Annotated in this window: 11 protein-coding genes and 2 pseudogenes; 7 read left to right on the top strand and 6 right to left on the bottom strand. The window is 56.8% G+C overall.

The annotated features are described in order from the left end of the window. Positions 1–231 precede the first annotated feature (231 nt). The gene (locus IVB48_RS23940) at positions 232–1,590 is read left to right on the top strand and encodes an integrase arm-type DNA-binding domain-containing protein (RefSeq protein WP_247348859.1); all 1,359 of its coding nucleotides are present in this window, start codon (positions 232–234) and stop codon (positions 1,588–1,590) included. Here the strand turns inward: IVB48_RS23940 and IVB48_RS23935 are convergent. Beyond that, the gene (locus IVB48_RS23935; protein WP_247348817.1) at positions 1,535–1,861 is read right to left on the bottom strand and encodes a hypothetical protein; all 327 of its coding nucleotides are present in this window, start codon (positions 1,859–1,861) and stop codon (positions 1,535–1,537) included. The genes IVB48_RS23940 and IVB48_RS23935 overlap by 56 nt on opposite strands. A gap of 827 nt (positions 1,862–2,688) precedes the next feature. Here IVB48_RS23935 and IVB48_RS23930 point away from each other — a divergent pair. The 4 genes and pseudogenes from IVB48_RS23930 (at position 2,689) to IVB48_RS23915 (ending at position 6,722) form a co-directional block, all read left to right on the top strand. Continuing rightward, positions 2,689–3,000, top strand: a complete 312-nt coding sequence (locus IVB48_RS23930; RefSeq protein WP_247348820.1) for a helix-turn-helix transcriptional regulator — start codon at positions 2,689–2,691, stop codon at positions 2,998–3,000. After that, positions 2,993–4,237: a type II toxin-antitoxin system HipA family toxin gene (locus IVB48_RS23925; protein ID WP_247348822.1), complete on the top strand. Its 1,245-nt coding sequence runs from the start codon at positions 2,993–2,995 to the stop codon at positions 4,235–4,237. The genes IVB48_RS23930 and IVB48_RS23925 overlap by 8 nt, the downstream gene beginning before the upstream one ends. A gap of 65 nt (positions 4,238–4,302) precedes the next feature. After that, on the top strand, positions 4,303–5,586 hold the full coding sequence (locus IVB48_RS23920; protein WP_247348824.1) for an FAD-binding oxidoreductase: 1,284 nt from the start codon (positions 4,303–4,305) through the stop codon (positions 5,584–5,586). Positions 5,587–6,023: 437 nt separating this feature from the next. Beyond that, a pseudogene (locus IVB48_RS23915) lies at positions 6,024–6,722 on the top strand (ornithine cyclodeaminase family protein). A gap of 943 nt (positions 6,723–7,665) precedes the next feature. Here IVB48_RS23915 and IVB48_RS23905 read toward each other — a convergent pair. After that, the gene (locus tag IVB48_RS23905; RefSeq protein WP_039798703.1) at positions 7,666–8,058 is read right to left on the bottom strand and encodes an avidin/streptavidin family protein; all 393 of its coding nucleotides are present in this window, start codon (positions 8,056–8,058) and stop codon (positions 7,666–7,668) included. 484 nt (positions 8,059–8,542) lie between these two features. Between IVB48_RS23905 and IVB48_RS23900 the strand changes: the two genes are divergently transcribed. Beyond that, positions 8,543–8,776 (top strand): hypothetical protein, encoded by a 234-nt coding sequence (locus IVB48_RS23900; protein ID WP_247296097.1) that lies wholly within the window; start codon positions 8,543–8,545, stop codon positions 8,774–8,776. Here the strand turns inward: IVB48_RS23900 and IVB48_RS23895 are convergent. The 4 genes from IVB48_RS23895 to IVB48_RS23880 form a co-directional block, all read right to left on the bottom strand. Next, on the bottom strand, positions 8,771–9,169 hold the full coding sequence (locus tag IVB48_RS23895; RefSeq protein ID WP_247348826.1) for a hypothetical protein: 399 nt from the start codon (positions 9,167–9,169) through the stop codon (positions 8,771–8,773). The genes IVB48_RS23900 and IVB48_RS23895 overlap by 6 nt on opposite strands. A 450-nt stretch (positions 9,170–9,619) precedes the next feature. Then, the gene (locus IVB48_RS23890; protein ID WP_247403553.1) at positions 9,620–10,129 is read right to left on the bottom strand and encodes a GNAT family N-acetyltransferase; all 510 of its coding nucleotides are present in this window, start codon (positions 10,127–10,129) and stop codon (positions 9,620–9,622) included. Between the two features lie 71 nt (positions 10,130–10,200). Beyond that, the gene (locus IVB48_RS23885; protein ID WP_247348829.1) at positions 10,201–11,415 is read right to left on the bottom strand and encodes a hypothetical protein; all 1,215 of its coding nucleotides are present in this window, start codon (positions 11,413–11,415) and stop codon (positions 10,201–10,203) included. Beyond that, entirely contained in the window at positions 11,412–12,884 is a 1,473-nt protein-coding gene (locus IVB48_RS23880; protein ID WP_247403551.1) for a coproporphyrinogen-III oxidase family protein, read from the bottom strand. Before IVB48_RS23880 ends, IVB48_RS23885 begins: the two co-directional genes overlap by 4 nt. Before the next feature lie 915 nt (positions 12,885–13,799). Between IVB48_RS23880 and IVB48_RS23875 the strand changes: the two are divergent. Continuing rightward, positions 13,800–13,976 (top strand): annotated as a pseudogene (locus IVB48_RS23875) (IS3 family transposase); the annotation flags it as partial.

Below are 13,976 nucleotides of genomic sequence, written 5' to 3'. Positions count from 1 at the left end.
AATCCAGCCATAGTTTTATTGCAAAAGTCCTTGTAAGGTAAGGACTTGTTGCCATATTGGACCATCCGTGGCCTGGGTTGGCCTTACCACATGTTGTATGTCCCTGCTGTGCCCTTCGGAGGATTTCCCTTAGGGCACATTAACTGGGAACGCGAAGGCAATGGCTTGTGGTCCATTTCTTCTAGGATCGCCGCGACCCGTCTCAGGGCGCAAGGAGCGAGAGCACAAACGATGGAAAAGAGTAAAGAATCTCTCAGAGCTGAAGGAACGACGAACTACCTGAGACTCACTGACGCGGCCATCCGTGCGGCGACGCTGCCGCCGGGCAAATCGCAGCACTATCTGCACGACACAGAGCAGCCGGGGCTCGCGATCAGGATGCGCGCGACGGGTGGCAGGACCTGGGTCTTCATGTTCACGAAGCCTGGGACGAAAGGCACCCAACGCAAGACGCTGGGTGCATGGCCCAAATTCAATGAGAAGGCCGCGCGCAGGGCCGCCACCGTCGTCGCTGGGGAGGTGGTCATTGGGATCGATCCCAATGAGGGCAAGCGCGAGGCGAAGCGGCAAGCGCTGGCCGAGCGGCAGTGCACGACACTGGCGACCTTGATCGTTGAAGATGGCCCCTACGAAATGTCCCTGACCGGGCGCCAGGTCGTCAACTGGAAACCGGCTATGTCGGCACTCCGACGCGGTCTGAAAGATCATTTCGACCTCGCCATCGCCGAGCTCACGCGACGGCAAATCATGGCGGCGGTGGACAGGATCGGCAAGACCGGCAAGCGCGGCGCAGCAAAGGACTTGCGCAAGCACACGCACACGTTCCTCGAATGGTGCGTCGGCGAAGGCTACGTCGAGCACAACGTGCTCGCCGGCTATCGCGTGCCCAAGGAGACGCGCGCGCAGCGGGTCGGGCGCCGAACGAAGGGCCGGGCGCTGCTCGACGAGGAGATCATCAAAGTCTGGCACGCATCCGGCAAGCTTGGGACGTTTGGGCTATTGACACGAATGTGCCTACTTGGCGGCCCGCGCCGCAGCGAGCCAGCCATGATCGAGTGGCAAAATCACGTCATGGATGACCGCATCACTTTCGAGGCAGCATGGACCAAGATGGGCGTTTACCACGACGTGCCGCGTACCCACCTCGTTGAGGAGGTGCTTACGGCCGCAAAACATTTCCAGCGTGCGACGTCGGACTATGTCTTCCCGTCACCGAAGACCGGCGGCCAGATGTCGGGCTTCACAAACTTGGTCGACCGCCTGGTCAAGGAAGCGGGTGTCGCCAAGTTCACAATGCATGACTTAAGGCGCAGCTTGCGAACCATCATGTCACGCTGCGGCTATGACAACGAAATCCAGCGGTTGTGTGTCGGGCAAAAGCCGCGCGGGATCGATCAGGTCTACAATCACGACGAACAGTGGATCATCCGCAAGATGGCGTTCGAAGCTGCTCATGACTACATCGCGGAGTTGGTCGGCGCTAAACGGGGAGGCAAGGTCGTGCGCCTGCAGCGGACGAATCCGCTCGATCCCATCAAGGCCGAATTGCTTGGCCGTCTTCGCGAGCATTATGCGGCTGCAACGACTTAGTTGTCTCATCGCGTCCGGCCAGATAGTCGCGCACCGCATCAACTCGGTAAAGCGGGCGGCCATCGACGTAGCGCCATTTCAGCGGGTGGTTCGGATTGCGCCGCCATAGCTCCAGGGCTCCAGGCGTGCGCCGGATCACGGCGGCCGTTTCTAATGCCGTTAAGTTTGAGCTGCCCGGCAGCGAATCGATATCGAACGTCGCGGGCGGCGGCATGCCGCGATTCTTCCGAGGTCGCTTCATGGTGCGGAGCGTCTCCTTCAAGTGGCCCATCGTCAACTCTCACGATTGAAGCGAGCGAGGCTCTTGTGTATTCGCCTGGTCGCTTCTTGGGCGGGGACGTCAAGAGAATCAACGCAGTCGTCGAACTTTCCCTGTCGAGTGCCGCCGATTTGACCATCATGCTCCGGTTGATGTTGCATAGGAACACGTTAATTGCGCGTCGTAGGATTGGATATCAACGCGAATAGAAGAAAAGTTGCTGGTAGCTAGCCGAGACCACTCCGCTCGCATTGCGGCCCTGCGAGTGGCCACGTCAGCGGCCCGGTCACGCCCGCAGGCTATTGGCCGTCATGGGAAGCATGTCGAAGAATGAAAAACGAATTGATAGGTAGTTCGACGCTTCGTAGCTACATCGAGGCGGGCCGGCGGACATCGGAATTGATTTGGCAATACGGACTTGCTTGGCGCCAAAGGCGCCTCACGGAAACGACTCGGCACGACGCCACTAGGACGGCGCGTCATGGAAGAACTTCGATGATCCATCTACCGACCGCTTTCAACTGGCGTTCCATAAAAGCGACGCACCGCGGTCCAGGATCGGGTTCGTTCCCTGGCTGCCATTCCTATGCGCCCAATGCACGCGAGCGCCATGGGAATCTGTGTCAACCTGGCGATAAGATCTGGCTCCTTCATCGCGTCAGGCGCATTAGCCCCAAGGGCCATTCTGGCAGCAGAGTCAACAGTTTAGACGACAATGCCGCTGGAACAAGATATGTTTAAGGATCATTATCGATAAGAAGATCTGTTCACGTTTCGCTTGACTGCGATCTGCGATCTGTTTACATATCATTTCGGGGTTAATGATCCGGGAACATATCATGGCTTCGGCTCCAAGCCCGCTGCTCGAGGAACTTGGCCTGCACTTTCGCAGAGCGCGAAGGGCTGCTGGCCTGTCCCAGGAGCAAGTCGCCCTCCGGGCGAACATTAGCAGGCCCCGCTATCGCGACATTGAAACGGGTGCCGCTGCAGCGCGCGCAACGACACTCGTCAACGTTGCTCGCGCCCTTGGCATGGAAATGATGCTGATTCCGCAAGCGATGGTACCGGCTATTCAATCAATGCTGCAGCCAGCTACGGGCGATGATGACCATCCTGCGTTCACGTCAGATGTTGAGGAGGAGCATGAATAAGCCTGTCCTCGCGGCTGAACGTATCCAATCGCTCGACATCTCATTAAACGATCTTGCCGTCGGCACGCTCGTGCGAACGCCGGGCGACTACAGCGCATTCAATCTCTTGCCCGCGTATCGGAGCTTGAACGACCCTCCGATTTTCAGCCTGTCGCTTCGCTCGGCGGATGGCAGCCTCCGCCGGGATCCCAAACCCATACGCGGCGCGCTGCCGCCGTTCTTCGCGAACTTGCTGCCCGAAGAGAAACTGCGCGAAGCAATGGAAAAGCACCACGCAGCGTCAGTAAGACCTGGAAACGACTTCGATCTCTTGGCAGCACTGGGGACAAATCTACCGGGAGCGGTACGAGCGTTGCCGAGCGACGGCGTTCCCGTTCTGGCCGGGCCAGAATCAGAAGGCAAGAAGAAGGCGCGCTTTTCGCTCGCCGGTGTCCAGATGAAGCTCTCCGTCATCAAAAATACCGGAAAAGAAGGGGGGATCACGCTGGCCGTCGACGATGAGCAAGGGCAGTACATCGCGAAATTTCCCTCCCTCACCCACATTGGGCTTTCGGAAAACGAATTCGCGATCCTAGCCTTAGCGGAAGCGCTAGGGATGGAAGTGCCTGCACGTGAGCTCGTCGAAAAGACGGATTTCGCCGGCATTCCGGAAGAGTTTAACACCATGTCCACGGGCAAAGTGCTTCTTGTCCGTCGCTTCGATCGCGGTGCCGATGCAGCGCGCGTGCATATGGAGGACTTTGCACAGGTCTTCGGCCGCTATCCGTCCGAGAAATATACCGGTGCGGCGTATCACAATATCGCGGCCGCGCTGAACAGCGGTGTCTCGTTCGATTCCGCGATCGAATTTGTCCGTCGTCTTGCGCTCACCGCGATCACCGGCAATGGCGACATGCATCTCAAGAATTGGTCGTTACTGTATCCTGGAGACGGACGGAGGCCTACGTTGGCGCCAATCTACGACGTGCTCTCAACAATTTCGTATATCCCGAAAGATGGTCTAGCATTGAGCCTTGCGGGCGAAAAGTCATTCAAGGCCCTGACTCCAGAGCGCTGGCGCAATTTCGCGAACCGCAGCCGTCTTCCAGAGGGGGCAGTGGTGACGGCTGTAGCTGAGACCGCGGCGGCCGTGCGCGACAGGTGGTCAGTTCTTCCAGAACGCGACGTCGTGCCTGGGCAGGTTCTCGAACGGATCGATGCACATATCGACGAAATGGTACCCATCCTTGACCCTTAGGCGCGGCACTGATTGCAGCACGACCTGGGCTGATCAAGAACCAAGAATAGTATGAGGATTGCTGGATGCGAAACAATTCAGCATCACATGGATTGTGGGCTCTCACCGCGCCACCGGCGCCAGACACTGTTTCCCTCGCCAGTGACACCGCAGCGGATGTGATCGTGATTGGCGCTGGATATACCGGGCTGTCGTCTGCACTTCATCTCGCCGAAGGAGGGGCGCGCGTCGCGCTGTTGGAGGCGTCCGAAATTGGGTTCGGCGGTTCGGGCCGGAACGTCGGTCTGGTTAACGCGGGCATGTGGGTGATGCCTGACACCCTTCCGGATACGCTCGGCGTCCCGTTCGGCGAACGGTTGATTGAACAACTCGGCCGTGGACCGCAAAAGGTGTTCGACCTCATCCAAAAGCATGGCATCGAATGTGAAGTGGAACGTGCCGGTACCCTGCATTGTGCCGTCGGACGTAAGGGCTTGCAAGAGATCGAGGCCCGCGCCGAACAGTGGCAGAAGCGTGGCGCCCCTGTCGTAGTGCTAAATGCAGATGAGACACGCAGGAAAGTCGGCGGTGGCGAATACAGCGGGGCGCTGCTCGATAAGCGCGCCGGGACGATACAGCCGCTGGCCTATGTGCACGGTCTAGCGAGAGCCGCGCTTGCAGCGGGGGCTAGGATATTCACACAGAGCGAGGCTGTTACTGCGCAACACAACGGCCTGCGCTGGAGGATTAGCACAGAAAGCGGATCGGTAGATGCGGAATGGGTGATCGTTGCGACGGATGCCTATGCTAAAGGACTTTGGTCGCAGGTACGGCAGGAGCAGATCCATCTGCCCTACTTCAACTTTGCTACAGGTTCTCTGCCGGATGGTCTGAGGAAGTCGATCCTGCCTGAACGGCAGGGAGCGTGGGACACTCGAGAGGTCCTCTCTTCATTTCGCTTGGATCGCTCCGGGCGCCTCGTGTTTGGCAGTGTTGGTGCCCTTGAGGGTATTGGCGCATCCGTTCACCGGGCATGGGCTCAGAGATCGTTGCGCAAGCTGTTTCCGGGACTTCAGCATGTCGAGTTTGAAACCGGCTGGTTCGGCATGATTGGAATGACCTCGAACAACCTGCCGCGCTTTCACGAGCTCGACCGCAACGTCGTTGCTTTCAGCGGTTACAACGGTCGCGGCATCGCACCTGGCACAGTCTTTGGCAGTGTGTTGGCTTCGTACGTTCTGGGTCAGATCGCGGAGAACGATCTTCCGCTGCCGGTCACTGCCGTTGAACGGCGACGCTTTCGTGCCGCGCGGGAAGCCTTCTACATCGCGGGGTCCCAACTTGTTCACCTAATGGATACCCGGTTCTGATTACTCAAACGAGTTCGCCAAGTATGGGACTGTCATCGGCATGCTCATGACTCAACTTCGCGCTCCGACGGCCATTGACCTCGATCTGTTGCTACGAGGCGAGAGATTTTGTGTTCTGTACGTTCAGTCGAGCTTCACACGGAATTTAAACGCTGGCGACGGCCTCTTTGGCGGCGGTATAGACCGTGCTGTCATCGAGCGACGGGTGCTAAACTCGTCCGAACTTCGAATGAAAACGAGGAAATCATGTCGCGTTATTTCTCCGCCCAGAGGTAGATGCCGGCCTCGACTATCCCAGGTTGATCGATGCCTTAAGCGAAGCCGTCCGGCGCGGCGGAGAAGCGATGCCAGTGCGGCAGAGCTATAATGTTGGTACCGCTGCAAGCCCAGGTCGTCTCCTGACAATGCCGGCTTGAGAGCGGGGCAAGGCACTCGGCGTGAAGCTGGTGACCGTGTTTCCGAAGAGCGGGGCATGCGGTCTCCCTGCCTTTCCTCGCTTTACATGCTGTTCGACGGCAACCGGCCGGCCGCGCGCAATGATCGATGGCGAAACACTCACTAATCGGCGTACAGCCGCCGCCTCCGCGCTCGCATCACGACATCTCTCACGCCCCGACAGCCGCACGCTGCTGCTGATTGTAACCGGCCTGCTCGCCTCCTATTTGGCCGTTGCCCATCGCGCAGTTAGGCCGATTGAAGCCGTGCTGGTCTGGGGATGCAATGCGCAACGTGTCCAAGCTCTCGCGGACACGCTTGAGCATCAGGGTCTCAAGGCGAAACCGGCTGCTGATCTGACGGACGCTCTCTCGGTGGCGGACATCGTTAGCTGCGCCACCACGTCACGTGAGCCGCTGATCGTAGGCCAGCACCTCAGGCCAGGAACACATCTCGATCTCGTCGGCGCATTCACGCCAGAAATGCGTGGACCGACGACGATGCTGTTTGCCGCAGCCGCGTGTTCGTAGATACTATGCGGGTGCCCCCAGGCCGGTGGGACGCCTCAATGATTTGTGGGGGATCTTCATGAGTTAACCAATGGTTTGAAGTCTGGCCGCCTTTCGCAGCAAGAGATCACTCTCTTCAAGTCTGTTGGGGCCGCAATCGAAGATCTTGCGGCTGCGAATCTTCTTACATGAGAAATAATGGTTTTGAAAAAACACGAGATCGCGTATTAACACTGATGTGCGCCTTCATGCGAGGTTGCCGACTCTGAAGTGTTTCGCCGAAGTCAGATCGAGGCATGTAAGCGCGAAGAATGCTGACGCCCTAGGCGAATCACTGTTGACGCATCATGTAGCTGATAGCGCGAATCATCCTGTACGCAGATTTTCTGCCGATACCTCGCCTGAGCTGCCAGTCTTGATCTCGAACCTGATCAAGGCCCCCTCTGCAAGACGGTATAGCCGGCCTTCTCGACCGCCCTATGTGCACGAAAACGTCGGCTCCGCCATCATCCAGCTTGATAAATCCATAGCCTGGGTCGCGTTTAACCACTTTACGATGCCAGTTGTCACTAAGTATCTCCAATTCCAAATGACGGGATCTACCTAATGGCTAGAGAGGGATCAAGTCCGTACTCGTTGCGAACGTGCGATCTTGTCGCCGCGCAACATGAACCGGCAATAGCAAGCAGCTTCGCGGAACGGTTAGACTGAGCGCGCCCTTGGCTACTTCCGGCGGCGAAGCCTGCGAATCGCGCTGTGTGAGAATTCTGGGTATCGAGAGCTGAAAATTCACGTCGTCAACCAAACTCAGGCAACGCGACCGCCGCAGATATTAGCGGCATCTGCCGGAGCCCGCGCTCGGCTTCAAAACAAGGACCTGAAAAGTAACGGTAGTGCACGGATCTGCCCGCGATTCGGACGCAAATTCAGAATGTCCTTTCGGATTTCGGGAGAGGCCCTTTGATGTTTTTTCCGGGCCGTTCGGCACGACTTGCCGGCTGTCCAGCATCGAAGCTGATCCTGGACAGGCCAGTGCTCCACGAAGGCGAGCCCACATTTCCCGAAGAGACGCAGCCAAAAACTCGCGAGAGTGAGTTTCCAATCTAAGGTCACGACAGAGCAAGAAGATTGAAAACTACCATACGCGCGTGAATGTATCGGCACCCTTCAACTTGCCGGGCTTGCCGTTCTTGTCAACGTAGAACAGCGTCCATGAGGTCGGCATTTGAGACCCGTTGAGCTTTCCAACCCACCGGGTGAAGGAATTGCACTGGGCAAAGGTAACAACAAAATACAAGCCAGCAGGGCTAACGGCTCCCGATGCAGGATATGGAATGCCCTGGCACGCAAACCCTTGAGCATGGTTTGTGAAAGTCCCTTGTATTGCCCCGCTATTGGCGGACCAAACAAAAAGTTCTGAACCTCGTTCATTCTTCCAGTACGAGGGGGCAGGAAGCCCCTGTGCGATGGCCTCGGCGGAAAGGAAGAAGGAATGGGCGAGCAGCAAGAGTCCCAGAAGTCTCTTCATATTGAAGCCCCAAAAGAGGTCACTTAAAGGTCGCAACGTGGATCATCTAGCGTGATACAACTTGAGGTCATATTCACTGCCATTATCTCGCGTTCGGCATAGGAATGCGGCGCATATACTCGAAATCGCGCTGGATCGCGGCGTAGCCGACCCTGTCGAGCCCTCGGCGCTTCTCATCCTCGAATCGGTTCGCCTGGGCGGCCGAGCGCCGAACCGGTGCTCGGTTATTTTGATGTGCCACGCCTGTGGTCGTCGGAGGAGATGCGGAGAGTAGAGGTCATTGTCCACGAGCTGTATCGGATCGGGCAATCCGCGCCAGGACTCCGACGCGATCGAATGAGCTGCGCCGGGCAATGGGGAACCCACGGCCATCGACAGCGCGGGCGCACCGAGGCCGATCGAGCAGAAAGACGGCGCCTAACAAGGACAAACGCTGCTAATCGCCATGGTTGCAATGGTAAAGTTCCCACTGACTGGGGGCAACATGGTTAAGGCATTTCGCAATACGGTCATGGCACTTACTTTTATGGGAGTTGCCGGCTGCAACATGTTTTGGAATTTCATGAATGACTATATGGTCTGCGGCCTTGCGCTGGCGGCTTCAGTGACAGCAGGCTTTTGCGTTGAGCGCATCTTCATCGAGCGGTCCCGTCGGGAGATGATCCGCCTCTACGGCGCGGACTGGCATTCGGCGGAGAACCGACAGCTCGACTCATGAACGTAACCCGTCGCCCGCCGTCATTTTCATCATCCAATTGTTCGCATTCGACCCGAGGAGCCTGGCCCGATCGAGCCTGGCCCGATGATTAAACCGGTCCATCCATTCCGGTTCGCTCGCATCGAGCGCCTGCGAGAGCTGCTTGAACGAGACTACCGAATGGTAGTTGACCCGAATACGGGCGTGAGCACCACGAAGCTGGTGAGACACGATCCGCAGCTGCTTGATGCAGGTTTGGTACTCGATCGTGATCCAGAAGGGTGCGAGCTGGGTCCTTGGTCGAGAGCCTGCGAGCGCTACGGCACGCAACCGGTCGATACGCCCGAGTAGCATCACGATCTGGAAGGGCGACCACCACAAGCTGGTAGGGGGCGATTGGACGCGCCCGTGCATCCACCACCCGCATCGCCAAGAGCGGACTTTTGGATTCCATACGCAACAGAATGTTGCGGTTGAATCGAGGTGGATTTGTATGCCGGCTGGCAAGGCTCACGTCGCGAGCCCACGACACTCCAGAGCGTCTTCGCCTATCCGCCGCTGGCGCACCGTATCAGCTCTCGTTTTGAATGCAACGCTGGCTCGGCCAGACGTGAGTTTGTGCGTGCGTTCGAGGCCTATCGGTCGCGAAACCTTCACGTCCTTGTCAGCTACAGTGACACGATTCATTCCGATCGCAGATCTCGCGAAGCTCAATGAGAAAGTCCTCGCGGATGATACGGTTGTATCTGAGCGCATTCCACGTCATTCCCAAGGAGCGAGATTGGGCATTTCGGCTAGTCAGGGGGCAAGTGATTGAATTTGTGCTCGTTGCGCGTCCGTAGAGCTTCACTGGATTGTCCGGTCTCACAACCTCATTTGCTCAGCGGGGGTCATTCCTGGCCAAATGAGCCGCTTCTCGTAGAAGATCACTGCATATCCGTGCAACATCCCTTCCCTGCGGCGAACATAGCCAGCGCTCTCATAAAGTCTTTGGGCCCCTACTTGGATCGTTGTTGTATCGAGCATTATCCACTTGAAACCGAGAGCAACAGCTCGCGACTCCAATTCACGAAGAACCCTCCTTCCAAACCCTCGTCGCTGAAAGACGGGGTCGACCCGCATACGTTTTAGTTCTGCGATATCATCATCAAAAGGTTTCAGCCCACCCATGGCAGCGAACCGGGGACCAATATGCGCAACTACGAAGTCACCGCCCGAGGCGATGTATACTTCCCCGATATTGCGTAAATCATCCTCCCAAGCCCCTTCCGGGCCACACACACCAACATCCTGCGATGCGCTTCTGTGCAGATGCCATGCATCATCGCTATCCCCGGACTCGAACCGACGAAGGATCAGTTCGTCTTGAGACATCGACTATTACCTCTCGACCGGTGGCGGACGCCTGCGCCTTTGTTTTTAGCCACGCAGAGACCACCGTCGGCTTACGGGCGCGCCTCTGTCAACAGCCGCTGAGAAAGGACAGCCTCAACACTTTCCGATACCTCAACTCCGACAACTGGACGACCCGGCTCAACCGTATATTTTAAGGCCGTACTACGATGCATCCGGGTAAACCGATCCAGTGCACAAACACAGGACGTGCGCAGCGTTCCGATTTCGCCGCCGTGATGCTCCACGACTGGCGAAATGGTCGCAACCCTGGGAAAGTCCGCTTTCCCCTTTAGCCAACCTGGCTTGAGCGGTGCACTCCCTTTACCTGACGACAGCCAGCGGAATACCTCGTGAATGCATCTCTGCGGATAATATTCGGACAGCCGGTACAGATCCCTATAAAATTGCGGTTTCTGGTGGAAGAGTTCTTCACCGACCAGTAGCACCGAGACCGCCACGATACGGGCCGAGAAGCGGCCGCTTGGACCAAGCGTATTCTTATAAGGATTCTTTCCGTAAAACACACGAAATTGGCCAAATAAGTCCGGCGACATATGTTCATAAAAGCGCGTCAGAACATTGTTTGCTGACTCAAGGCGCTCCAGGCATGTCGCAAGACATTGCCCCGCATCCACGTCGGCCACATCACGCAACTTGAGCAGAGCGTCCATTGCTGACTGCAATTCGCTCTCGATGATCTGGTGGCCCAAGCAAAAATCTCGCTCCTCCACGCCGGCCGCGCCGAGGCAGTATACGCGTGGATCGTTCTGCAGCGGATTCGTAAGGATCATATCTTCATAGGAGAGGACCTCAATGCCAGGCCGCCGTTGACAAGTCGAGCGCGCAAGGCGGATCAGTACCTCTCCCACCGTCAGCTCGGCGTCCACGGGATGAAGGCCGGCAAACGCAGACATCTGATAAGCACAATTTACAAGATATTGGATGTCTGTCTTAGCGATCTCGAAGTCCGACTGCGGCAGACTTAGCAGCTGCGCTTCATAGTCCGCCTCCGCAATCAGCGCGTTGATATTACGCCCAAGAGCCTTAACCGCTTCATCTGGTCGTTCACTGCATTTGATCTCCGCAATGCAGTGCGGCAGTTGATCGGCGACAAAATTGCTGACAAGCCCAAGCGGGCGTTCTCGCTGCCGGCGATCAATGCTATCGGACAGATGCGAAAATATCTCCTCCGCCTGGCAGGGCGAGCCTTGCGGGGTGGAAACGGAAAAAGGAGCGACCATAAATGAGCGCGCACGCGACTTCATCGAAACGCAACTTGCATTTCGGCACTTGACCCGTATCGTGCGGCCGGTGAGTAATCGTGCTTTTCGAGCAGATCAGTTCGTTTGTCTCTTATCCTACTGTCGTTGTACGCGACCCGCTCGAGTATATTGTTCGAGAAAAATAGGAGCGATACGGCGCCCGAATTGATAGTGCCGGCGGCAGTTAGCGAAAGCAGGCCGTTTGAAATGCAGATGAGTCCTGCCGCGTTCAAGAGTTCAAGCTCGCGGCCAAAGCATTTCTCGATCGACACCCCAAACTCCCGCTCGAAGCGGGAGAGCAACACCCCACTGCTTCGCAGGGCAAACATTACCGTTCTGCGCATGAGATCATCTTGCGACAGGACAACACCCTTCCACACAGGCTTCTCGCCCGCCTCAACCCTATATAGGTAGCGATCTAAATCTGCCTCGTTATAGAACTGGCACTGGCTCATGTAACCAAACCCGGCAACCCCAAACGGGACCAGATTATTGTCGTTCCAGGAATCGTATTTGCGGCTCTGTTGAATTGAGTGCGGCTGCGACTGCTTACTCCAATAGAAAATCGGCCCATGGCGATAGCCGAGTTTCGTGAGGATGTGCTCGGCCATAAAATGCATGATAATGCGCTCCTTAGCCCCGGCAAATTGATATCGTCCGCTAGCCAAATGGCGGGCTACGGGGTCTGTAGATTTAAACATCAATGGGAATACATTGAACTTCTCTATTCCCATATCCAGTAAGCCGATAAGTGAGTCGTACCAGCTCCGGAGCGTTTGCTGCGGCAACCCATACATGAGATCAAGCGACAGATTCTGAACGCCCATCTCATTCAGTAACTTTACGAGTTGTACTACCTCGTCCACGTGGTGCCCGCGGTTCAATATGCGTAAAATGCTCGGATCTAAACTCTGAACGCCCAATACGAAGCGGTTTACGCCGGCTCTAAGCAGTGTGGATATGCGATCTGCAGCGTCCACTTGCTTTGCAAGAGAGGGATGCAATTCGAAACTCACTTCCGACTTAGACAAGTCAAAGCGCCGGCTAATCATGCCAAATAGCGTTTCGAGTTGACGGTTGGTTAAGAACGAGGGAGTGCCGCCTCCAAAAAAAGCAGTCTCAACAGCTCTGCCACCCAGCGCTGCGTCCGACCAACTCATCTCTTTATCTAAAGCCGCCAGATAGCGCTCCACTCGCCCGGAAGATGGATTGATTTCCTTGGCGAAGTGGCAAAAGGTACAATACTGATCACAGAAGGGCATGTGAAAATAGAGATCAATTGACGACGAAACCTGAAGCAACAACTTTTCGGCATTCAGGTCGCCCATTGCCTTGAGAGGCGGATATGTGCCGACAAGATAATCGTTGTGCATGTCAAGGTGCAAATTCCGTGACCTCAACATGTCAAGGTTAATGTCGTACGAGCGGTCGATCGCGAATTCCAAGGCCTCGGAATAGGACGGCGCACGCATTTTTTTAAACTCCTCTAGCTTTCTTGTGAAGGCAAGGCCCGATGGCAGCTTCGTTGCTCGTGTCACATCGCGCTCTTAAGCTCGGGCTCGTTACTGAAGTCGTGCATTTCGATCAGACGCGGATTTGTCGGCTCCTACTCGAGGCAACCACCGTAGAGCAGGCCGAGTGTCGCCATCCGCTCGGGGACACGCGGGATGATTATGGTTCGGCGAGGAAGACAAATGCCGTGGCCGAGGCCGAATGTCCTTCGGGCGGTGCGAAACGGCACCGAGGAAAGACTTCAGGCGCTGAGGAGTGCGAATACTGCTGGAGAAAATGGTGCTCCACCTTCGAGTGTGACCCGCGCCGGGCCGGGTCGGGCGCCGAGCTCGATCTGCTCCAGCGTGCCATTGAACAACTACTGTCCGCTCCCCTCTTCGACAGGAAGCGGCCATTGCTCGAGACCAAGCTTGATTTGGTTTCCTCCCGGTCCGACGCCAACATTCGCATGCCGCTGCATGCATTCGACACAGAGCCGCCCAAACGTGTCACACTGGTTCGGATTTGCTCGGGAGTAAGCGCGCTCAATGCTAGTCGTGTCTGGTGGTCTTGACAGTTACCCGACGCGAAGAACGACAGCGGCATCCGCGAGGGACGCGGCAAAGCTTTAGGCGGGACCGCACTCAATAGCGCAGGTCCAAGGCATTGAGTCGAGCAAGTTTCATATGAACTCCTGGGCCGGCGAATGCGAGATCGTCACGGTCGTGCGGATCCATTTACGGTGTCCCAGCAATACACGTGCCACTAAAGACATTTGCGAGCCTGGCTTGAAGAGGGCAAAACCATGTGCTTCGTGTCCACTGACGGAATACTCGCGCCTCAGTGTGAACCGCCCCGGGTTTGCCGGAGGCTCCAACTCCTGAGAGGATGGAGCCATGACGAGCAGGACGACAAACAAGTTTTCACCCGAGGTCCGGACCCGAGCGGTTCGGATGGTTCTGGATCACGCCAGCGAGCACCCGTCACGCTGGGCGGCAGTGATGTCGATCGCGGCCAAGATCGGCTGCACGCCGCAGACGCTGCATGACTGGGTCAAGAAGGCCGAGATCGAT

Origin of the sequence: Bradyrhizobium sp. 76 (assembly GCF_023073025.1) — a bacterium.
Classification (GTDB): Bacteria; Pseudomonadota; Alphaproteobacteria; order Rhizobiales; family Xanthobacteraceae; genus Bradyrhizobium.
Note: the sequence above shows the minus strand (reverse complement) of the source record. Positions and strands in the feature narration are given on the sequence as shown.